20 protein-coding genes are annotated in these 20,675 nt (G+C 43.0%); 7 read left to right on the plus strand and 13 right to left on the minus strand.

What is annotated here, in order from left to right:
• Positions 1–254 precede the first annotated feature (254 nt).
• The 4 genes from ASG85_RS23865 to ASG85_RS39630 all read right to left on the minus strand — a co-directional run bounded on the left by ASG85_RS23865 (position 255) and on the right by ASG85_RS39630 (position 2,666).
• The gene (locus tag ASG85_RS23865; protein ID WP_060647929.1) at positions 255–527 is read right to left on the minus strand and encodes a hypothetical protein; all 273 of its coding nucleotides are present in this window, start codon (positions 525–527) and stop codon (positions 255–257) included.
• A gap of 289 nt (positions 528–816) precedes the next feature.
• On the minus strand, positions 817–1,782 hold the full coding sequence (locus tag ASG85_RS23870) for a sigma-70 family RNA polymerase sigma factor (RefSeq protein ID WP_060647930.1): 966 nt from the start codon (positions 1,780–1,782) through the stop codon (positions 817–819).
• Positions 1,783–2,084: 302 nt separating this feature from the next.
• A complete protein-coding gene (locus tag ASG85_RS23875; protein ID WP_060647931.1) occupies positions 2,085–2,276 on the minus strand; it encodes a hypothetical protein in 192 nt (63 codons plus the stop codon).
• Between the two features lie 267 nt (positions 2,277–2,543).
• On the minus strand, positions 2,544–2,666 hold the full coding sequence (locus ASG85_RS39630; protein ID WP_268795900.1) for a hypothetical protein: 123 nt from the start codon (positions 2,664–2,666) through the stop codon (positions 2,544–2,546).
• Positions 2,667–3,014: 348 nt separating this feature from the next.
• Between ASG85_RS39630 and ASG85_RS23880 the strand changes: the two genes are divergently transcribed.
• Positions 3,015–3,956: an LLM class oxidoreductase gene (locus ASG85_RS23880; protein WP_060647932.1), complete on the plus strand. Its 942-nt coding sequence runs from the start codon at positions 3,015–3,017 to the stop codon at positions 3,954–3,956.
• Positions 3,957–4,270: 314 nt separating this feature from the next.
• Here ASG85_RS23880 and ASG85_RS23885 read toward each other — a convergent pair whose 3' ends face one another.
• On the minus strand, positions 4,271–4,981 hold the full coding sequence (locus ASG85_RS23885) for an SDR family NAD(P)-dependent oxidoreductase (RefSeq protein ID WP_057304343.1): 711 nt from the start codon (positions 4,979–4,981) through the stop codon (positions 4,271–4,273).
• Between the two features lie 104 nt (positions 4,982–5,085).
• On the opposite strand from ASG85_RS23885, the gene ASG85_RS23890 reads away from it, so the two are divergent.
• Positions 5,086–5,445: a MerR family transcriptional regulator gene (locus ASG85_RS23890; RefSeq protein ID WP_057304344.1), complete on the plus strand. Its 360-nt coding sequence runs from the start codon at positions 5,086–5,088 to the stop codon at positions 5,443–5,445.
• Between the two features lie 62 nt (positions 5,446–5,507).
• On the opposite strand, the gene ASG85_RS23895 is transcribed toward ASG85_RS23890, so the two are convergent.
• The 3 genes from ASG85_RS23895 to ASG85_RS23905 all read right to left on the minus strand — a co-directional run bounded on the left by ASG85_RS23895 (position 5,508) and on the right by ASG85_RS23905 (position 8,447).
• On the minus strand, positions 5,508–5,708 hold the full coding sequence (locus ASG85_RS23895) for a hypothetical protein (RefSeq protein WP_060647933.1): 201 nt from the start codon (positions 5,706–5,708) through the stop codon (positions 5,508–5,510).
• A 435-nt stretch (positions 5,709–6,143) separates the two neighbouring features.
• Positions 6,144–7,343, minus strand: a complete 1,200-nt coding sequence (locus ASG85_RS23900) for a hypothetical protein (protein ID WP_060647934.1) — start codon at positions 7,341–7,343, stop codon at positions 6,144–6,146.
• Between the two features lie 255 nt (positions 7,344–7,598).
• Entirely contained in the window at positions 7,599–8,447 is an 849-nt protein-coding gene (locus tag ASG85_RS23905; protein WP_060647935.1) for a helix-turn-helix domain-containing protein, read from the minus strand.
• 222 nt (positions 8,448–8,669) lie between these two features.
• On the opposite strand from ASG85_RS23905, the gene ASG85_RS23910 reads away from it, so the two are divergent.
• Positions 8,670–9,701 (plus strand): aldo/keto reductase, encoded by a 1,032-nt coding sequence (locus tag ASG85_RS23910; protein ID WP_060647936.1) that lies wholly within the window; start codon positions 8,670–8,672, stop codon positions 9,699–9,701.
• Between the two features lie 241 nt (positions 9,702–9,942).
• Here the strand turns inward: ASG85_RS23910 and ASG85_RS23915 are convergent, their stop codons facing one another.
• Positions 9,943–10,818: a hypothetical protein gene (locus ASG85_RS23915; RefSeq protein ID WP_060647937.1), complete on the minus strand. Its 876-nt coding sequence runs from the start codon at positions 10,816–10,818 to the stop codon at positions 9,943–9,945.
• Positions 10,819–11,580: 762 nt separating this feature from the next.
• On the opposite strand from ASG85_RS23915, the gene ASG85_RS23925 reads away from it, so the two are divergent.
• The 4 genes from ASG85_RS23925 (at position 11,581) to ASG85_RS23940 (ending at position 16,271) form a co-directional block, all read left to right on the plus strand.
• Positions 11,581–12,477: a LysR family transcriptional regulator gene (locus ASG85_RS23925; RefSeq protein WP_057304351.1), complete on the plus strand. Its 897-nt coding sequence runs from the start codon at positions 11,581–11,583 to the stop codon at positions 12,475–12,477.
• 160 nt (positions 12,478–12,637) lie between these two features.
• A complete protein-coding gene (locus ASG85_RS23930; RefSeq protein ID WP_060647938.1) occupies positions 12,638–14,077 on the plus strand; it encodes a spore germination protein in 1,440 nt (479 codons plus the stop codon).
• Positions 14,074–15,174 carry a GerAB/ArcD/ProY family transporter gene (locus ASG85_RS23935; protein WP_060647939.1) on the plus strand — a complete coding sequence of 367 codons (1,101 nt, stop codon included), beginning with the start codon at positions 14,074–14,076 and terminating at the stop codon, positions 15,172–15,174. Before ASG85_RS23930 ends, ASG85_RS23935 begins: the two co-directional genes overlap by 4 nt.
• On the plus strand, positions 15,171–16,271 hold the full coding sequence (locus ASG85_RS23940) for a Ger(x)C family spore germination protein (protein WP_060647940.1): 1,101 nt from the start codon (positions 15,171–15,173) through the stop codon (positions 16,269–16,271). The genes ASG85_RS23935 and ASG85_RS23940 overlap by 4 nt, the downstream gene beginning before the upstream one ends.
• 263 nt (positions 16,272–16,534) lie before the next feature.
• Here the strand turns inward: ASG85_RS23940 and ASG85_RS23945 are convergent, their stop codons facing one another.
• From ASG85_RS23945 to ASG85_RS23960, 4 genes are read right to left on the minus strand one after another with little or no spacing between them, the layout of a single operon-like run.
• Entirely contained in the window at positions 16,535–18,199 is a 1,665-nt protein-coding gene (locus tag ASG85_RS23945) for an MGH1-like glycoside hydrolase domain-containing protein (RefSeq protein WP_060647941.1), read from the minus strand.
• A gap of 29 nt (positions 18,200–18,228) precedes the next feature.
• Positions 18,229–18,906 (minus strand): SGNH/GDSL hydrolase family protein, encoded by a 678-nt coding sequence (locus ASG85_RS23950; protein WP_060647942.1) that lies wholly within the window; start codon positions 18,904–18,906, stop codon positions 18,229–18,231.
• Positions 18,907–18,921: 15 nt separating this feature from the next.
• A complete protein-coding gene (locus ASG85_RS23955) occupies positions 18,922–19,740 on the minus strand; it encodes a carbohydrate ABC transporter permease (RefSeq protein ID WP_057304357.1) in 819 nt (272 codons plus the stop codon).
• 13 nt (positions 19,741–19,753) lie between these two features.
• Positions 19,754–20,656: a carbohydrate ABC transporter permease gene (locus ASG85_RS23960; protein WP_060647943.1), complete on the minus strand. Its 903-nt coding sequence runs from the start codon at positions 20,654–20,656 to the stop codon at positions 19,754–19,756.
• Between the last annotated feature and the right edge of the window lie 19 nt (positions 20,657–20,675).

Consider the following 20,675-nt stretch of genomic DNA (forward strand, 5'->3'; position numbering starts at 1 on the left):
TAGAATCACTATGGAAATATAAATCACTTCAGCATCCTCCTCTTATAAGATTCATTTCGTGGAAGTAACATTAATTCTAGATTATTTTGGATTAATAGATCTGGAGTTAGGTAATTTCAATTCCTTATCGTTTCGGCCATTTAGCTCAATATAAACAGGCTGCTCCCACGGTGGCCTGCCTGTTATCGTTTATTTAGCTCTCATTGCCCGTTCGCTGAACGAATAAGGCTGCCCATCGATGGCAGCCTTATGTCTTACATTCTACGCTTTTTTACAACTATGACAGCAGTAACGTTAATTAATAATATAACACCTAAACATATAGCATAAATAATGATTTGTATAACTTGACCCAATCCATCTGTTTCAGTTACCCACCACCAAACTGTACCTAAAAGCAAACAAACAATATTAATAACTGTTGCGATTGAGATTATTGTGGCAAGTTTATGATTCTTATTTAACTTGACACTATAGACCAGTGACAACAATAAAGAAATCACTACAGGAAAGACAAGCTTAACCATTTGTTTATAACTCCCTTTAAAGTAACCAACACAAATTTACTTTCAATCAAATTATAGGATGTTATAGCTTAATTAAATAGTGCTATCTTTATCTAGTACCTGATTTAATACCGATACTGCTCGTTAGCCGATCTAAAGTGATCGACTGCTTTTAATTTACTATGTTGAACTCTCGTTATCCGTTAGCTTAATGCGACCTTGAGTCTTCACAAGCATTATTAACAAGAAATAAAGGACACGCAGCAAGGCATACTCCTGTTTCCATAAATGTTGTAGAATAAAGAGTTAGCTAACATTGAATAATCGTAATTCTGTTCCCGTCTGGGTCACTTACTTGAAAACGGTCTCCACATGAATTTTCCTGAATATCTCCTATTACTAGCACACCTTCTTCTTTTAAAACCGCGAAAAACTCCTTTGCGTTTTCTGTTAACAATTCGAACATCGGTGCAGGATTGCCATTCCTGATAAAATGAATTTTGTATTCTTCCTTTTCTTGCTGCAGGAGAAGGACGGGTCCATTTCCAAGCTTTATAAAAGCGTTACCTCCACCATCATCTGTCTTTAAAATCCCCCGCACTAATGTACAACCTAGATGATTAATGTAGAAATCCACTGATTTCTGAATGTTTTTAACGGGGATATTGATGCAGGCTACTCCCGTTATACGCTTAATTATCTTTTGCTCAAAATCCTTATCAACTTTCTGTGTTGCCAGTGTCTCTTGAACCATCTCAAACAACTCCTTTTTTAATAGTTCCTTTGAGCGTCTTATGCGGCTTTCCACAGCACTCAAAGAAATACCTAAGAATTGGCTAATCTCCCTAGAATTAAATCCACTGATGAAATACATAACTGTTACCTGTCTATATTTCTCATCTAATGACTTTAACGCATCCCAAACCTTTTCCTTTGTTTCATTAATTTCAATTACTTCTTCTACTGAAACTGGGGTCGGAATATTGTAGGCTTCCGAAAGAGTGTTTAAAGGTGCACGCCTTTTCCTAAGCCAATCAATACTCAAACGTCTGGTGATAGTAAATAACCAACTTCCGAACTTATCGGAATCCTTAAGCATTCCTCGACTACTCCACGCACTAACAAAAGCCTCTTGAGCTATGTCTTGGGCATAATGGAAATCACCTATTACGCTAAATGCTGTTGCATAGGCTGCATTTGAGTATTTAGAAACTAATGCCGAGTACGCTTCTAAATCGCCCTGGTTCGCAGATTTAACCACCTCTTTATCTTCCATAACTCACCTCAACATCCCATACACTATATAGACGGAAAATCTTACTAAAACCAGTCAAACCATGAGTATTTTTTTAAATTCAATATGTAGAGAACTTATCCTTTATTTTTTGTCTCTTCAAACTAAACTGCCCGTTCGTATTATGAGATATTTGGATTCATTTTTCCCAATTCAACTTGAAGTAACCTGCCCGAAAGTGAAAAAAGGCTGCATTGTCAGCAGCCTCAAGCGAGCTATCGTTCCCTTTGACGAGAAACAAACTTCATCGGATACTAATTGTCGGGGTACATTGGCAGATGATACTATTCTAAGTCATTTCGGGGATGCGGATTAATCGGCGGATATAAGAATTGATTATCGAATTGATTATCTTTCTTCGGATCATGATCATCAGGATTTTCGCTTTCATCTGGCATCTTAGCAGCAGTCATAGCCGACATAGCTTCAAAGCTCACGAAGTCTTCGACTTCATCAAACTGGTTGTTTTCAGTCATTGTAAGCCTCCTTAAGGGGGATTTAATTACTAGGCAATTATTCGCCAAATATTTACTTTTTATTCAGGAATTCAAGGAAGCAAAGCCCCCCCGTCTGCACAATAATTTAGTTTATTATTATCACTTGATTCCTTTTTCACTAAACTGCTAACGAAACGAGGCTGCCGTTTGTGCCGGCAGCCTCGTTTCGTTCTGTTTGAGCTATCGTTCTGCGTTAGCTTAACAACGCATGAGCCAATTTAGGTACACAAAACGGAGGTAATTCACCTAAATCAGAAAGGTCATCGCATAGATCAGACCGAAAACGCCCAACGTCTGCAAGCCGGACATCATATTCGTTTTGATCGTATCCTTGATATTATGGAATGTAATGCGCATCATGATTTGCATTTGGACGCCCCGGATGAATGACAACCTTTATTTTTGTTTTGATCTCCATTATCGAGTACGTAGGAGTCATCGTCTCCATGCTGGCGCTCTTTCGTTTACCCGATATCGCACTACGGTCCACAAATCCTCTATACATCAGTCATCTGCTCATTTCTCTCTTACGCGCTTTTGATCATTGATTACATTATTTTTATTTTCGGATTATTTTCTAGCGAAAAATTTGAGTATATTTGAGTTATTAAAACAGCTGAGTATACTGTTAAATCTAATGCTCGAAATAAATTCATGAATAGACGGCAATGCTATACACGACTTCGACTACCAAAAATGTTATTGAAGGTGAATAAAATGAATCCATTCGATAATCACAAAGGTTACAATCGGATCTACAAAGAAGGCGAATTGACGTTGGGCCTGTTTGTCCCAATTGAGAATTTCCGTACCCAGACACCAACGATGGAAAATCAAGTGGAATTGGCGCAAAAGGCGGAAAACTACGGATTCTCCGCACTGTGGTTTCGCGATGTGCTGTTAGAGGATCCCAGATTCGGCGACCCTGCAGTTGGACAAATTTTCGACATGATGGTTTACTTGACATATATCGCTACTCAAACGAAAAAGATTGGATTAGGCACTGCCGCGGCCGTATTGCCGTTGAGACATCCTTTGCGTGTAGCGAAAGAAATCGCTTCTATCGATCGATTGTTTACCGATCGCCTTATTTTTGGCGTATCTTCTGGAGACCGTGGCTCAGATTTTATGGGCTTAAATATTTCTGATGTCGGACGAGGAGAAGCATTTGTCGAGGCGTTTCATTTTATAAAAAGGGTTTTATACGAGGAATATCCGCCGGATCTTTTATTCGGTTCGAATCTTGTACCTAAACCGACAAAACGAATTCCAACATTAATTACGGGCCAATCCCAGCAGAGTTTGGAATGGAACGCAGAACACGGCGATGGTTGGATCTATTATCCGCGAAGCCCTTTCGAACAAAAGAATTCGATTAATGTTTGGAGAGAGTTGGTGGAGATTCATCAGCCCGGCGTTTTTAAACCGTTTACTCAGCCAATGTATTTAGACTTGGCCGAAGACCCGAATGAACCTCCGAGACCCATAACAAAAGGCTATAGAATCGGAAGCAAACACCTCGTCGAATTGTTAAATCTTTATAAGACTGTGGGAGTCAACCATTTAATGTTTTTCTTATACTACGGTCAAAGACCTGCCAACGAAGTCGTTCAGGAATTGGGCGAAGAGGTGTTGCCTGACTTCCCTCCGCATGAATAGCTTTCTATTGAGGGCGTTGTCTAAATCCCCGCCCTGCGGTTTTCAGGAACGCGCGCTGTGGTAATTTTAGGGTTAACAGAATCAACTTCGCACCTCTTCCGGCTGCATCATTCGATCCTCATCACCGATTTTCCTGCATTCGATGCCAGCTCCGTGTTAACGGTTATAACGATATGATGATTCTGGTCAACAAAATGGATAGATCAATCCAATTTAATCAAGGCCGATTAATTTATTTTACCTAGAATCTTGTAAACAAAAAACTCTTGTCCGCGATATGGGCGGCAAGAGTTTTTGCTTCCGGCAGTTGCGGGTTACCAGGCGTAAACGCCCTTCTCATCCAAGAATTCGCCGTTATGACGTTTGCCATCTGTCGCATAACCCACTATAATCGCAGCGGCGGCTTCTTTCGATTTACCGCCTGCAGCATTGCCGTTAAGATCAGTTGAGGTGAATCCAGGCGTTACCGCAAATACTTGAGCGCTGCTGTTTTTGACTTCATAAGCCATTGAAAGTGTCATGGCATTGTTGGCCGTTTTAGATGAGTTATAATCGAATGCGTTTAAAGTATATTCAGCATTTTGCATATGGTCCAGAGAAGCCATGTCGGTCGATACATTGACGATTGTGCCTTCGTTATCTTTGATTAACGGGAACAAACGCTGGTTCAAACGGAAGGTTCCGAAAAAGTTAACTTCGAAGGCATTCCGCAGATCTTCCTCTTTGGTATCCGTAAAAGAACGGGAGAAAGCGCCAGGCATACCAGCGTTATTGATCAGAAGCTTCAAGTCCGGATAATTCTTGTTGATCGTATCGGATGCCTGTTCGATGGTTTTCAAGTCACCCATGTCGATTTGTACAAATTCTACGTCTAACCCCTTGGAAGTTAACTCGGAAACGGCTGCTTCACCCCGTTCGGCACTGCGTGCACCAAGGATGACTTTCCATCCAGCTTTACCTAACTGCTTAACGATTTCAATTCCGATTCCTTTATTTGCTCCGGTTACAAAGGCGGTCTTTTTCATGCGAATCCTTCTTTCCCTAATTTGATTTTTCTTTAACGATTTATAAGTTACTATGCTACACTAAGTGTAGGTCAACAATTAATTTTTTATAAAAGAGGGTTAGTATGTTAACGATTGGAGAAGTGGCGAAGGAAGTCGGGATCAATATTGGAGCGATCCGCTTTTACGAAAGAAAGGGACTGTTGAAACCTGCTGCCCGAAGCGAGCAGAATAACCGTCTTTATACGGATGATGATCTGAGCTGGCTGGTTTTTATCAAATGTCTTCGCGAAACCGGGATGAGTGTGGAGGACATCAAAAAGTATTATGATAAGGTGAACGAAGGAACCTCAACCCTGCCGGAGAGAATCAAACTGATTGAAGATCAAAAGAAAAAGCTGCTGAAAGATATTGAGGAGAAGGAAGCGCAGCTCGTTCATTTGGAAGAAAAACTAAAGCGCTATTATCGCGGGGAAAATTATTAATATAAGCTGGGTCATATAGACTGAATTTTGTATCTCAAGTAAGAACAAGTACCCTAATGATGTTATCCGCATAGGAATGCCGAAACGTTATCCTCCGAAACCCATCCGTTCGCCGCCGTCAGCATTGCATCGACTTCGTCCGTATACGCAGTGGTCAAGAACCAATGATAGGCGATTGAAAAGATGCTATCACTCAGTCGATTCACCGCGGCGTTCACGACTCGAATGGGATTTTCATGGATGCCTTCTTCATCCAAATCCATTGGTAAGTTATTGTTGTTTTAGTATGAAAAATATGCCAGTGATTGTAATCGAAATCAATATCTGATTATGGTTCATTGACGTATCTGCCCGTCCCTCGCATTGACGGCTGCCCCGCGGCAGCCGTTTTGTTATCTCCCTTAATCTGAATTACTTCACCATATATTGCCCTCCGAAAGTCTCCATTTTCTCCTTACGCCCATCTACCTTAGTGCAAGATAATGCATTCACATCATTTTTGGGGGAAACAAGAAAAATAAGACTGACTATAAGTAAAGACATCCAAATTTTAAACTTCAATCAACTCAACCCCTAAATGTGTGAAGTACTTTAAGTTTAAGTCGAAACCTCCTATCATTCTAAATTTACTTGATTGTATATTAATTCCAGAAGTATAAAGAGAAGAATTCGCTGTCACAGCAAATCCTTCTCTTTATTTATTTCGGACCCGATCCCGGTCTTATAGAATCCCAGACTTCAAGGCTGTCGAACAATGGAAGCAGCCTTGAACGTTGGTCGTGAAGAGCTATGCCATCTATATGCCTGCGGTCCATCATGATGCTGTCCGTTTTAAAAGCAAGGTATGGAACCGGACCCACGGAACACATTATGTGAAAGCCCTCCTCCACAAGGAATTGGTATTTGCTATCTTCAGACAGTACACTGCTACCGAATGGATAAATGTATATAGAGGTGCCGCCTATCAGCGGCTCCACTTCTTGCTTCCAGCGCAGCGTATCCTGCTTGAATCGATTCAAGGTTATTTTGGCTGTATTCAAATGCCCGTAACCATGCGAGGCGAACGACCATCCAGTCTCCTTCAAGCGCTTAATAACAGGAAGCACACCTTCCTTAGCGTTCATATAATTAGGTGAGTCTAGTTGATCTGTGCGGTACCCCAGAATGCCTTCATACCCAGTTAGGGCAATAATGCCCTTAGCTCCCTGCCAAGAAAAATCGGGATGATCATGAACAAAATCATCCAATATAGGGACAATTTCATTATTTCGAGCCGTAGTTGGTTTCCCTTGAGGTGTCATGAAATAAGCCGCAACATCTCCAAGTTCATCCAAGACTAGCCGAGAGGCATTGCCATTCTCGCGCATATAGGTGTAATAGTTGAGGTCGTCAATAGAGAGAACGAGGGGTTTTTTATCAACGGGCAGCCATAACTCTTTGGGCATGACAACGCCCTCTTTTTCCGTATATAACGAACCAATGTCAATGAGTACATACTGATTGCGGTATAACGAATCTAGGATTTTGTTGAATTCCTTCACCGTGACGAACCAGTCATTATAGCCTTGCGCCATAGAATCTCCGTCAAAGGCCAGCTCTGGAAATACGATCAAAGGGTGAAAAAAGATGTGTTCGATCTGTCCTTTGAAAAGGACTAATGGTTTCTCGACAGGTACCGGTTGAGGAGTAGTAGGTGAAGCCGCTGCTATTTCTAGTGTTGGCGTAGGAGAAGAAACAGGAAAAAGATCTATGGAGGCAGACGCTTGCGGTGATTCAGTAGAACTTAGATCTTGCAGCGGAGTGAGTACATAACGACTTCCAATCTCAAAAGATATAAATAAAACTATAAGAATCCCCACAAGCAACCCGCTTAACGTCAATACGTATTTCGTTTTCAAAAGAATCCCTCCTTATGCATCCACCTTCAAGAAGACGTAGCAAAGCAAGGTAATGTTCAACAATAGCACTCCTTATTGTGGAGTAAATCTGCCCGTTAACGTAATGGAGGCTGCCGTTTCATCAAGCCGGCAGCCTCCAAAAGTTGTTTAGCTATAATTCCTCGTTAGTTGAACAAATCCATATCATAGTTTGATGATTTCGATGCATTTAAAATACTGACTTTCATTTACTTTGACTGCAATAGCATCTTTATACTATCTTGATTGGCGCAAAAACTCGCGCGGAGTAACCCCTAAGATACGCTTGAAATGGCGGTGCAAATGGCTCTGATCGCTGAATCCGAGCGTTACGGCAACGTCGTGTATGGCATTTCCTCCGAGCAGTAGTTGTTGCGCTTTGCGAATTCGCTCCTGCAAGACATATTGATGCGGAGGGAACCCCATTGCTTCCCTAAAGAGCCGAACCAAATGCGAAGAACTGACATGAGCCGCTGCTGCAAGATCACTCAAGGAAATCTCCTGCTCAAGATGCGCATGAATATAATCCAAGGCGCCCTCCAACTGCTTTCGGACCAGTCGTTGAGGCGCGCTTGTCTTCCGTTCGGCAACTGTTCCGTAACAATGCAGCAAATGAACCGACAACATTCGAATAAGCGACTCGGTATAAAGTTTGCCTCCCGGTTCGCCCTCTTTCAAATCCGCCATCAGCCACTGCGCCAAGTGTACAACTCGGTCGTCGCGTAACCGAATATGCCTACCGAAATCGATAGCACTTCCGTTCGGGAGCTCCATCTCGATGGCAACATGGTCGATTAAGGCCGGAGGCAAATCCAGCCGAATAAACGAGAGGTCCTTTTCCCACCTGCAGAACGACATATCGCCGGCCGAGAACAAGTTGATGTCGCCCCGATTAGCAACACCTTCTCCAGAATACCCATCCGCTCGCTCGAACACGCGTACCGGCTGTGGAGTCAGATGGATCACAAGCAGATGGTCAGACAAAACCGGCTCGAAAGCTTCTTGCGGAGGAACACAGTCCACACCTGATAACTTCACATCGGACCACCCTGAAGTGTCACCTGTCACTACTGAAACGTTTGGCAAACAGTCTCACCTTCCACTATCCATATTTTTCAGAGACACCCGATAACTTCTAACGTTCTAACTCTATTTTATCCAGAATATGGATTAAGATCAATGCGATATGAGGTGAATAAGCATTTTGTACAAAAACGTGATAATTATGTTCAAGAAAGAATGGCCAGATGCACGATATACTTTAACCAAGATAAGAGAAACCAATATGCTTAGGAGGCAGAGTAAAAAATGAAATATGCGAAATTGGGCAATTCCGGTTTGATCGTATCCAGGTTAGCGTTCGGAGCAATGACTTTCGGCTCGGGGAACATTCCAAGCGTGTATAAAGTAGGTCAGGATCTAGGGCAAAATCTGGTGGACCATGCACTCGATGCCGGCATTAACTTCTTTGACACAGCGGATGCTTACGCAGGCGGACAAAGCGAAGAAATACTCGGGCAATTGCTGGGTGCGCGTAGGAAAGAAACGATTATCGCCACGAAAGCCGGCTTACGGGTGGGTCCTGCCCTTGTCCAAGCCGGGCTTTCCCGCAAACATTTGTTCACCGCGTGCGAAGCGAGCTTAGCGCGATTGAATACGGATTATATTGATCTGTATATCGTCCATAAGACCGACCCGTTCACACCGCTTGAAGAAACATTGGAAGCGCTGAACGATCTTGTCCGGCAAGGCAAAGTCCGGTATATCGGCTATTCCAACTGGCCGTCTTGGCTTGCTGCCCAAGCACTTCAAATGCAGCGCGAACGCGGATGGGCTCCCTTCATCAACGGACAAATGTACTACTCTTTGATCGGCCGGGATGTTGAGCACGACACGGTGCCGTTCATGACGAACAGCGGCGTCGGTTTGACGGTATGGAGCCCACTGGCCAGCGGTTTCTTAAGCGGCAAATATACGCGCGACAACTTGAACGATCCGAACAACCGGCTAAGCGGATTCGATTTTCTTCCGCATGACAAGGAAAAAGGCTTTATGATTCTGGATACTGTAAGGGAAATTGCGCGACACCACGGCGCAACTCCTGCACAAGTGTCGATCGCTTGGCTGCTGGCGCAGCCCCATGTAAGCAGCGTACTGCTGGGTTCGAGTAAAATAGCTCAACTTGACGAAAATTTGAGTGCCGGTGACCTGGAGTTAACATCAGAAGAAATCGCGACCTTGGATCAATTGACGCGCCCTGAGCCGCTGTATCCGAACTGGTTTACGGCCAATCTGCTTGACTCTCAAGTTACCGAGGCATTGAAGAAAAATCTATCTTGAAACAGTTGATGTTGAAATTTCCAGACTACCAGCAATTAAAACGCTATTGGAATTGAAATAGCCTAAAGAAATAGCTTTTCTTTTCTAGCAGTTTTTTGCCATACTGCCTTTTAGCATAACAAGGCTGCCGAACGTTTCCTCGGCAGCCTTGTCGTTTTCTTATTCAGCTCTCGTTCCTCGTTAATAATTTACTTTCAACTAAGTCGTAAAAATCTTGGTTTCATATGGATTTTAATAAAACTTACTTATTTGTAGTAACTTGTTGAACCTTTTTAGATATTAGCTCAGCTAGTTCATCTTTTGGAGGAGCTGTAATGCCTGGCTCCTTATTTTCTACTGCTTTTAGTTGTATTTCAACTTGAGCTTGTATAATTACATCGTTCACTTCTTTTTCTGATACATTCTTCGAAGCTGCAACTTCAATAACTGTCTTGCCTGTATCTAATTCTTTTTGTAGTTCCGCTGCATCCATTTGCAACAATTCAAATAGTTTAGCGTTATTTAACATACCAGCACCAAATCCTTTGAGGATACCCTCTTCGGCTTTCACATAGACCTTTTTTTCTTGGTGAGAAATTTCATTGACTTGTTCACTTTTTTGTACGCTTTGAATCGGTTTTACATTTTCTTTTTCAGCCGCTAGAGAGGTATGAGCTTGTTCGTTAACTAAATCCCATATATTTCTTTCATTAATCGCGGATTCCGTCCATTTAATCATTGCCTCTTTTTTACTAGGATCGGGTTCAATTCCTTGTGATGCATTAAACTCTTCCTGTGATTTTGCTGCAATTTCAGTAAAGAAATCAATTATCTTCTGTTTTGGAACATTTTTAGATTCTGCAATTTCAACGATGGATTTACCCGAAGCTAATTGTTCTTTCACAGTGGCGGCATCCATTTTAAGTAAACTAAATAATTTATCGTAATCTAAGTATTCTGCGCCCGGCCCTTTATATTCAAAATCTTGCGGTTGTCCTTTGGGTGCATCGAATACTTTTCCGCCTGCACTTATTACTTGCTTATCTTTTAATGATAACTTAGAACTAGCAAAGGCGCTTCCTGCTCCTACAACTAATACTGCTGCTGTCAAACCCATAATTAATAATTTCTTTTTCATATAATCACCTATTCCTTTGTTTTTTCTTACACTGAGCTATGCTACCTGTTCCTAAAAGTACAGCGGTAGCAATTCCATAAGTAGCTAGCTTTGTTTTCAAATTCTCATTTTTTTCACCAATCCTTTGACTTATAATGACTTGCAAGGTAAATGTAACACCGCCGTATAAAGATAAAATGTAGATAAAATGAAGATGATATAAAGATGATAAAAAAACAACTATACTGCCCGTTAGCGGAATAGACCACCGGATTTATCACCGGCAGCCTGCTAGATCTTGTTATGAAACTATCATTCTCCGTTAGGTTAATGAACTTGTCTTTTTTACCATGGATTTTAATTGTACACTCGGAGTGCATAATCTATTAGTCACTCTTTTTTTCCGCGGCTTATGTTGCAAGCTGTTCAAGGTTTAATTCGTTCATACTTCTTTTCCGGATCGCCCAGGCTTTGGATGTTGTTTGGCTTTGGCTTGCATAGGCTAACATTATAGCAAATGCCTTCTTCAATGTGAAAACCCGTTTTGAATATCGTATTATCTTGCCCTTTGAATTCAAGGCTTTGGCATCTGATGCAATAAACTTTTTCCACTTTTCAAGCCACTCCTTTCTTCGTTGGGAAGTTTATATATGATTGTTCTGATCCTAATCAACTAATTCTGAGTCTGTTTGACTTTTATTATAGAAATGATCATTAATAATGTATAATGCATATTAAGTTATTTAATATAGATTCGAGTCTATATATAAGGTAGGGTATCACATGGAGCTGCTTCAGCTGCAATACTTCCAAACGACTGCAAAACTAGAACAAATTACGAAAGCTGCGGAGGTATTAAACATTACCCAACCTTCGCTGAGCAAGACTATCGCCAGGTTGGAAGAGCATGTCGGCGTTCCGTTATTCGATCGGCAAGGTCGCAATATTCGATTGAATGCATACGGCAAAGTGTTTCTTAAACGTGTAGACCGAATCCTTCAAGAGCTCGAGGAAGCGCAGCGGGAAATCCGAGAAATGACCGGACTGGACCGTGGAAGCATAACGCTTGCGGTCTCGCTTACAAACCTGTTGCCGGAAATGCTGGGAGCTTTTTTGGAGCTTTATCCGAATGTGCATTTTCACCAAGTAGTTGAACCTATATCCGTGATGAAGCAGATGGTCGAGAACGGTGATATTGATATGTGCATCACTTTTGCGCAGATTGAAGGTCCTGATATCGAATGGAGGACGCTACGGACAGAGCAAATCCATTTGATCGTACCGGATCATCATCCTTTAGCGGGTCGGGAGTGTGTCTCCCTTAACGAACTAAAGGATGAATCATTCATTGGACTAAATTCCGGGTATTGGTTCCGTGAATTGACGGATAGCTTATGCATGAAAGCCGGCGGATTTATACCTAATACGACTATTGAAGTAGATGAGGTTGATGCAGCGTTATTGCTGTTGAAAAAAGGGCACGGTATCGCATTTGCCCCGGAATTGGCGTGGAGGTCAAGAATGGAATTGATGCAAAACAAACTGACAATTACCGATCTCGGCGGCAGCTTGACGCTCAGGTTGGTCTGGTCCAAGAGGCATTATTTGTCGTTGGCCGCACAGAAGTTTCACGAGTTCGTCCTCGACTATTTTGAGAACTTTTCAAAGTTAAGCAGATAAAGCGTGCTATGTGCACGCTTTTTTCGTTTAGCCAAGCTCAAACTTACGTTCTTTACGCACTGATACTTGGAATAGCTGGCTACAGTTAAATCGGCCTTTACATATTTTTGGAATTTATGGGTTAAAGTAAGGAGAACGGTGATGATGGGAGGAAAAACGTGTGAAGCCAAGTTCATCGATTGAAGCGACAGAGCAATATTTCAAACAGCTTTTCTCTGAACAAAGCGACTTTCAATCGAAACCGCTGTTCATTGGGGGAATGGAATATAGGCTGTTCTATTTCAATACGTTGATTGATTCCTCCCACGTTCAAGATTTTATTCTGAAGCCGCTGCTTCTCCGTCCGCAGGACGCGGTCCGCGACGTCGTGTCGATTCTCGACTATGCGGAAACCGAGCAATTGGAGGAAGCTGTTCAGGCAATCATGTATGGTAAAGTCGTGCTGCATCGCGGCGAAGAGAGCAAGCTTTACCTGCTCGGGGTGGATTTAAAGAAGGAGCGCTCCATCAATATCCCGACCAATGAGCGTGTTTTACGCGGAGCAAATGAAGCGTTCATTGAAAATTTAGATACAAATATCAACCTGATGCGCAAGCTAATCAACACTAGGGAGTTTGTCGTCAAAACGTATACGATAGGTCGGCTCTCGCAGACGAAGGTGGCTGTCATGTACATCAAGTCGATTGCGAATACGGCGATCATCGAGGAGCTGGAAAGAAGGCTCAGCAGTATTGACATTGACTATGTCGAGGCGCCGGGATTTATCGATGAGCTCATCCGGGAGAAGAAATTCAGCCTATTTCCACAACTGCTCGTTACGGAACGGCCGGACCGCGCACGTGCCTATTTAATGGAGGGAAAGGCCGTCATTGCAACTGCAGGATCACCGGACACGATCATCCTTCCGGTAACGTTCTGGTCTTTTTTCCAAAGCCCGGATGATTACCAAATCAGTTGGCTGATAGGCTCAATCTTTCGGCTTTTGCGTATCTGCTCCTTTTTTATTACGATTGGCCTGCCTGCCTTTTATGTGGGGGTCAGTGCTTTTAATCCGCAGCTGCTGCCGATCACTTTCGTCAATACCCTGCAGAACTCGCTGAAATATGTCACGTTTTCTCCGGTATTCGAGGCGCTTTCGATGATGCTCCTACTTGAGATTTTAAGAGAAGCAACGGTTCGGCTGGCGAGTCCCGTCGGCCAAACGATCGGCGTAGTTGGCGGTATTGTCATCGGAACGGTGGTCGTGCAGTCAAATTTGGTTTCCAATACAATGGTTATCGTAGCCGCTTTAACAGGCTTGGCCTCTTTTATCATACCTTCATACGAGATGAGCAGCGCCATTCGCCTTCTAAGCTATCCTGCGCTCCTTCTTTCCTCGTTGTTCGGTCTATTTGGCCTCGCCTTCTTCTTCATGATGATTTGCATAAATTTATGCCAAATGAATACGATGGGACTCCCTTACTATAAACCGCCCTTCTCCTTGAGCGAGATGAAGGATACGCTGTTTCGCGCACCGGTTTGGAGCTTGCGCAAGCGGCCGGGAGGAACGGCGCCGAGCAATCAAATAAGGATACGGCATCCAAGGAGATGGAAACGATGAGGAAAGAAGAAACCATCACTGGTAGACAACTGATCTCGCTCGTAATCATGGTGCAGCTTGGAACGGAAATAATATCCTTACCCCATGGAGAAGCCGAAGTTGCCGGCCATGATGCTTGGCTGGCTGTTTTGCTAAGCGGACTGGCCGCACAAGCAGGCATCGTGCTGATTTGGTGGCTTGGCAGCCGATATCCAGCGCGGAATTTTTATGCCTATCTCCCACTAATTGTAGGCAAACCGATTGGAGCTTGCATCAAATTATTGTATGGAAGCTATTACGCCCTTTCCGGACTCTTGTTAACATTGCTTTATACCGACATCATAAAAAGATGGGTATTTTTGCTGACGCCTAGGTGGGCAATCATTCTTATGCTTCTAATTGTGTGCGGCTATGCGGCAACGTCAACACTGAAGAAGCTTGCTTATGTATCGCAAACCTTTATTTTCTACTATTTCATTAGTTTTATGTTGGTCGTTTTTAGTGGGATCTACGGACTTGACGTGAGAAATTTACTGCCAGTCTTGCCTGATGGCTGGTATCCGGTTATGAAGGGAGCATATACCGCATTTAGCGCTTTTGTCGGGTATGATCTGCTCCTTTATGCCTACCCGTATGTAAAGACCCAGAGCAAAAAGAAGCTGCTTCTAACGATATCGCTTGCGAACGCCTGCACGGTCGTGTACGATGTCATGGTCTGCCTGATCTGCTCAATGAAGTTCAGTTTGGCACAGCTCAAGGTTATTCCCGAGCCAATCATTTTTATATTAAAGAGTTATCAACTTGAGACGCTGCAGAGCATTGACATATTGTTCCTCATCTTCTATGTAGGCATTATATCGACAACGATCTATGTGTATTTCTTTTTGGCCGCTAAAGCCTTCCTTCATCTACGCAGTCAGGGCTTGGGCAAGCAGCATGTTTGGGTATGGGCGATTGTATGCGTTTGTTTCATAGGGGGTTTTTTCCTGACCAAGCGTAGTGCCATTTTGCAGTTTTCCTCGATTCAGGACAAACTGTCGATCATCATGATCGCCATTCTGCCACTCATCCTGCTCTTGATTTCCAAGCTGCGAGGCACCAGGAGGAGCGGCATATGAAGAGAATGCTTGCAGCGCTAATCATCTGCCTGCTGCTGACAGGATGCTGGGATCAGGTTCAGTTGAAGAAGATGCTTTTTGTTGACGTTATCGGAATCGATTTCGAAGGTGACAGCAAGGAAATCAAGGTAGACTATGTGATTTCCTCTCTTCAACATGTTGCTCAGGGAGGAGGCAGGCCGAATAACTTACACATTGCGTCAAAGGGTGATAACCTCTATGACGCAGTAGCTAAAACAAACAAGGAAATGCCCGGCGTCCTTGCTGTACTGGGGACCAGGTTGTTTCTAATTAGCACTAGATTCGCTAAAGATCAGCCGCTGAGCTATCTAGATATGACCAGCCAATTTATAGCCAATCCGTTGTATGGCTATTTAGCCGTGTATGACGGCGATCTATCGAAGCTGCTGTCTAAGAAAAAGATTAAAGAACAGACCGCATCGGAATTTCTGGTAGGCTTATTGGATGAGGAAAAACGGAGAGGAAGAATTCCTTCAAACAAAGTAGTCCACTATATACTCGGGGGAGCGAAGTTCATTAACGACTTCGCGCTCAATCGGTTCGAGCCTTATGAGAACGGGGCTCGCCTTGCAGGTACTTCTTTGTTTAGCGACGGGAAGTATACCGGAGTCAATCTAAATGATGAGGATACCCAGCTAGCCTATCTAATGAATGGCGCTAGGGGTAAAAACCAGCCGATTATTAGTAAAACTGACGAAAAGGATTATACGGTTCTAATACAGAATGCCAAACGGAATTTCCATATTATCTCTAATGGTGACAACCTCCGCGAAATTGAAATCTCGTTAAAACTGGATCTTAAATTAGTCGAGGAAGGACATGAAGATTATAAGAAACACACGAAGAAAATGCTCACAAAGTTGGAAAACGAAATCGCAGCTGATATAACGACAAAGGCAACTAACGTGATTGCAACCTTGCAGAAGACCAATTGCGATTACTTGCAGCTTGGGCACGAGGTGGCTGCCTATCATCCGAAGCTGTTCGAAAGGATGAATTGGCGAGAGCAGTATCCGAAGATCAGCATTAAGCCAAAAGTTAAGATTAGGATTCTTAACACCGGCATTTTGGACTAACGAAAGCAAGCCTGCGGCTGATTATGCTGCAGGCTTGTTTGTATGAGTGACAAAGAATATAAACACATATGATAGTCTGACAGGTTACTTCGGCTACGGCACTTTAAAGGGTAAAGTTACCGAGTGGATTTGAACCACTTAGATTGTGCGACTGTGAGGCGTACAACAAAAATACCGCGATTTACGCGGTATCTAATGACATTCTATTTTAGTAAAATCACGTATTCATTGCAAAGCAAAGAGATTTAGTAACTCCGCTCTATTCAAGATTTAATCCTAATTTGAATAGTGCCATTGACCTCCGTCTTGTTTTCAATGACGCCATACAAAACGTTAAGTTTCACTGGAGCATCGCTTGAAACCGTAAGGAGATAGGACCCATCTGTCTGTTCAATTGCGATCAGATCAATGGTTTTACCGGCAAACCAGTATCGATTGCACCCAATTGTACCCATTCCCGATTGAAGTCGCCATGTCAACTCGTTCCTTGAAGCGTCCCCCTTGAGACCAATCGCATGCTCCAGCAGATAAAGCGTCGAAGCAATACCAGACCAGCCTACAAAATCTTTCTTGTCAGCATTCCCCGAGTCAATGGAATCAGGCGGATAATTCTCCCAGATCGAACCTGTATCCTTATAGACTTGCACAACATTATTCAGGTGGTTGAGTGCGATTTCTCTGGCTAAATCTAGATATCCGTATTTCTCCAAGCCGCGAATAACCATCGTATTCGTCGGAGCCCAGACGGAACCTCTCCAATATCCTCCTTGCGGATCATATCCAGGCTCGTCGGCAGCACATACCGGAACACGATGTACACGGTTGAAGGTGTTCGGATCATTCAACCATTCGGCTAGCTTGGCAGCCTGAGATTCATCTGCGACTTCAGCAAGCAGCGCCCAGTAGGCAGCAATTGTTTTGACGGGAGCGCGCTGCCCGTCATTCTTAACATCATAATAGAAGCCAGTTTCGGCATCCCACATGAATGTGTTAATCGCTGTCGTAAACGTCCCAGCATCTTTTTCCAATCGTGCGATTTGATTGGCAAGATCTTTGGCAGCCTCTTTAGACCCTTCTTCTAATTTTTTATCAATCAGGATGCCCCCGATCTCGATTAAGCTTCGGGCTACAAGCACCATTTCGCAGCTAATATCAACCCCACTGCCCAAATATTTGTTTCGCGGGGAATTATCCATGCTCGCCCAATCTGTCACAAATAAACCGTAGTGATTATAAAGGTGGTAACAAAGCGCATCGTAGTATCGCACAAGTGGTTCCCAAACCAGCTCCAGTCGCTCCCGATCTCCCGTATGCTTAAAGCTTTCCAACTCCGCCCAAGAAACGATAGGGTGATTTAAATTGTCCAGTCTAAAGTAAGGTGGGTTTTCAACAGTCCGACCCAAATCTGGCTTGTACATCACATCAAAGTCAAGATCATTAATTTGCGCGAGTCCCCGGTGCTTGTAATGATTATGGAAGAATGAATGCAGTGGTTTGCGCTCGGCATTTACCCATTTGTAGAACTCGATACCGGAATTCGTCACGTATTCACGAGCGATTTCCCCGTCGTCCAGCTGTTTGCAATAAAAATTATCTAATGAACGGATCCCCGGGATATAGGGATGAGCTAGATTACAAAACATCGTTATAAAAGCCGTATCCCATAAGAAAATTTTATCATTAAATGCTGCGTCAATGAAATTACTTACAAATCCACTTTCCTTGGTTGGCACGAAAGTGTTCCGATAGGCTATTTCCCATGTACGCCAGTAACATTCGATATAATCAGGACGGCTCTCGAATATTGGAGCAGGGAGAAAAGAGCGCGCCTCCTCGAACGTCAGAAGTTGCGTATCCGCATAGGCCTTTTTATTAAAAAACAAACCTCTTGTCCATTGTTCTGGTTGCGTATGATTAGTAGTTGGCATGAATTATTCTCCTACTCCGATGAACATGTTTATTTGATAAAGTCGTAACGAATTATCGCTTCTGTAATTTCTTCGGCAATGAGCTCATAAGCGTATCGACTAGGGTGAATATGGTCATTTTGGTCGATAAACCAACGGATAGGAACACCAGAGCTCACCTTTTCCCTAACAAGCTCAAACACATTGATATACGGCACATTTTCATTTTGCGCAAATTGGACTGCAGCTTGAAGGTACATCTCGCTGTATGCCGCCCATTCCTGCCTTAAATCTTTGGCAACGTTCCGATAAGTCGGTATATGATCCAAGAAATTTTCTTTATCAGGCGGTATCGTAATGAGAAACACCACCTGAGCTGGTGTTGTTGCTTTGATTTCGTCTAATAACTGGCGCAATACTTGATGATAGTTTTCAATGCGATGCTTCCCATCCAGGCGATGATTGTAGGCGAAAGATTCGACAACAACTAGGTCGGGGCTTACAGAAGAAAGGCACTTCTGTATGCCGGTTCCGGACGGACTAGGGAAGTCATGGGAGACACGATAAATCCCATATTCCGCCCGAGTTCCGCTTACACCATAATTGAAGAGTTCAAAAGGCTGCTCCGGAAATTTACTTTCTAGGGAAGCCTTAAGCTCGGGCATTTCTGTCCCCCAAAATGCCGTCATGGAATCGCCTAGACAAGCGATTTTATATTTGCGTTTCATCTCGGTATCTCCTTATTACCCTTTTACAGCCCCTGCCATCAATCCATTAACAAATTGCTTCTGAAGTATGAGAAACACGGCAAGCGCTGGGATTAATGACAAGACATTGGCCGCTAATATTTTGGACCAAGGAACGTTGTCAGAATTGCTTAGCATCATGGCCAGCTTTAACGGTAAAGTGAAATGAGATTCGCTTTGCAGAATGACGAGCGGCATCGTGAATGAGTTCCAATTCTGTACGAAATCAATAATGACTAGCGCAGTTATAGCGGGTCGGATCAATGGAATAATGATCTGTATGAATGTGCGGAAATCTCCTGCCCCGTCCATTTTGGCTGCTTCAAGCATTTCATCTGGAATGTCATCGATATATTGCTTTGTGAAAAATATAGCAAAAACAGTTACTGAGAAAGGCAAAATTAATCCTAGTAACGAATCAAACATGCCTAGCTTCGTAATAATGAAGTAAATAGGCAACATCAAAACTGTTGGTGGAATGATCATTGTCGCGATCAAACCAGAGAATAGGACATCCTTACCCAGAAAGCGTTTCTTGGAAAACGCAAAACCAGCCATACTCGAGAACAACACCGTAAGAATAACAGTAGGAACTGCCACGACTAGTGAGTTCGTAAAGGTCACGCCGAACTTGAGCTTACTCCAAATATCTGGGTAGTTATTCCAAACTAATGTTTCTGGGAAAAACGTTGGCGGAAATTTCGTAATGTCCGCATCGCTTTTCAAGCTGGATACCAATACCCAGTAAATAGGTATCAGAAATACGATGCCAATTGCCCAAAGAGTGACTGTGGGCAGTACGTTTTTGTTTTTCATTTTACGAACCCCCCTAGCCTAATCTTCGATCTACAAGCTTTCTTTGAATAATGGCCACGCCTACGACAAAGATGAACAACAAGTAAGACATCGCGGCAGCAGGACCGAACTCATAGTATTTAAACGCCCTGTTGTAAATAAGGAATGGAACCGTAATGGTTGAATCTCCCGGACCGCCACCTGTCATGATGAATATTTCTTGGAACACGTTCAACGAGTGAATTAACAGCAATATTATAACGACTAACGAGATACGCCCTAGCAAAGGCCAGGTAATATACCGGAATTTTTGAAATTTAGTTGCGCCTTCCACATCGGCTACTTCATAAAGATCTTTAGGTATATTTTGTAAGCCGGATAAGTAAATCAGCATATAGTAACCGATATTTCTCCAACATGACATCAACACGATGACTGGCATCGCCCATGCAGCATTAGCAAGCCAATCAGGCCCTGTTAAACCGAACTTCAATAGCAACGCATTGACTAAACCTTTGTCCCCATTAAACAAAAACATGAAAATTAAACTGCCGCTTACAATTGAAATAATATAAGGGATAAAGAAAATCGATCTGACAAAGTTAACACCTTTGAGTTTCTGATTCACAAGAATAGCTAGAAAAACAGCACCAAACATAGAAATCGGTATAAATAGAACACCGAAATAGGCTGTATTTACAATGGCTTTGAAAAATAACGGATTATGAATGGCCGCCGCATAATTATCAAAACCAACGAATGTCCCCGGAATTTCGAAAAGACCTGCATTTTTGAGTGCAATCGGTTTAACGTTCTTAAAGCTGACGATGACAGACCAAATGATTGGATATATCAAAAAGAGACCTAGAATGACGATAGAAGGTAATAAAAAAAGATATGCGTTGAGATCTCCGAGCTTGCTTCTTAAAACCTTCACTGCGAGTCCCCCTTAAGAA

It is taken from the genome of Paenibacillus sp. Soil724D2 (assembly GCF_001427935.1).
Taxonomy (GTDB): Bacteria; Bacillota; Bacilli; order Paenibacillales; family NBRC-103111; genus Paenibacillus_E.

Excerpts from the sequence above, each read along its gene's own strand:
- ASG85_RS23915 (WP_060647937.1), bottom strand. The coding sequence starts at position 10,818 with ATGAAAAAGAAATTATTAATTATGGGTTTGACAGCAGCAGTATTAGTT.
- ASG85_RS23955 (WP_057304357.1), bottom strand. The coding sequence starts at position 19,740 with ATGAAAAACAAAAACGTACTGCCCACAGTCACTCTTTGGGCAATTGGC.
- ASG85_RS23940 (WP_060647940.1), top strand. The coding sequence starts at position 15,171 with ATGAAGAGAATGCTTGCAGCGCTAATCATCTGCCTGCTGCTGACAGGA.
- ASG85_RS23895 (WP_060647933.1), bottom strand. The coding sequence starts at position 5,708 with ATGGATTTGGATGAAGAAGGCATCCATGAAAATCCCATTCGAGTCGTG.
- ASG85_RS23925 (WP_057304351.1), top strand. The coding sequence starts at position 11,581 with ATGGAGCTGCTTCAGCTGCAATACTTCCAAACGACTGCAAAACTAGAA.
- ASG85_RS23870 (WP_060647930.1), bottom strand. The coding sequence starts at position 1,782 with ATGGAAGATAAAGAGGTGGTTAAATCTGCGAACCAGGGCGATTTAGAA.
- ASG85_RS23875 (WP_060647931.1), bottom strand. The coding sequence starts at position 2,276 with ATGACTGAAAACAACCAGTTTGATGAAGTCGAAGACTTCGTGAGCTTT.
- ASG85_RS23865 (WP_060647929.1), bottom strand. The coding sequence starts at position 527 with ATGGTTAAGCTTGTCTTTCCTGTAGTGATTTCTTTATTGTTGTCACTG.
- ASG85_RS39630 (WP_268795900.1), bottom strand. The coding sequence starts at position 2,666 with ATGCAAATCATGATGCGCATTACATTCCATAATATCAAGGATACGATC.
- ASG85_RS23910 (WP_060647936.1), top strand. The coding sequence starts at position 8,670 with ATGAAATATGCGAAATTGGGCAATTCCGGTTTGATCGTATCCAGGTTA.
- ASG85_RS23935 (WP_060647939.1), top strand. The coding sequence starts at position 14,074 with ATGAGGAAAGAAGAAACCATCACTGGTAGACAACTGATCTCGCTCGTA.
- ASG85_RS23945 (WP_060647941.1), bottom strand. The coding sequence starts at position 18,199 with ATGCCAACTACTAATCATACGCAACCAGAACAATGGACAAGAGGTTTG.
- ASG85_RS23885 (WP_057304343.1), bottom strand. The coding sequence starts at position 4,981 with ATGAAAAAGACCGCCTTTGTAACCGGAGCAAATAAAGGAATCGGAATT.
- ASG85_RS23890 (WP_057304344.1), top strand. The coding sequence starts at position 5,086 with ATGTTAACGATTGGAGAAGTGGCGAAGGAAGTCGGGATCAATATTGGA.
- ASG85_RS23880 (WP_060647932.1), top strand. The coding sequence starts at position 3,015 with ATGAATCCATTCGATAATCACAAAGGTTACAATCGGATCTACAAAGAA.
- ASG85_RS23950 (WP_060647942.1), bottom strand. The coding sequence starts at position 18,906 with ATGAAACGCAAATATAAAATCGCTTGTCTAGGCGATTCCATGACGGCA.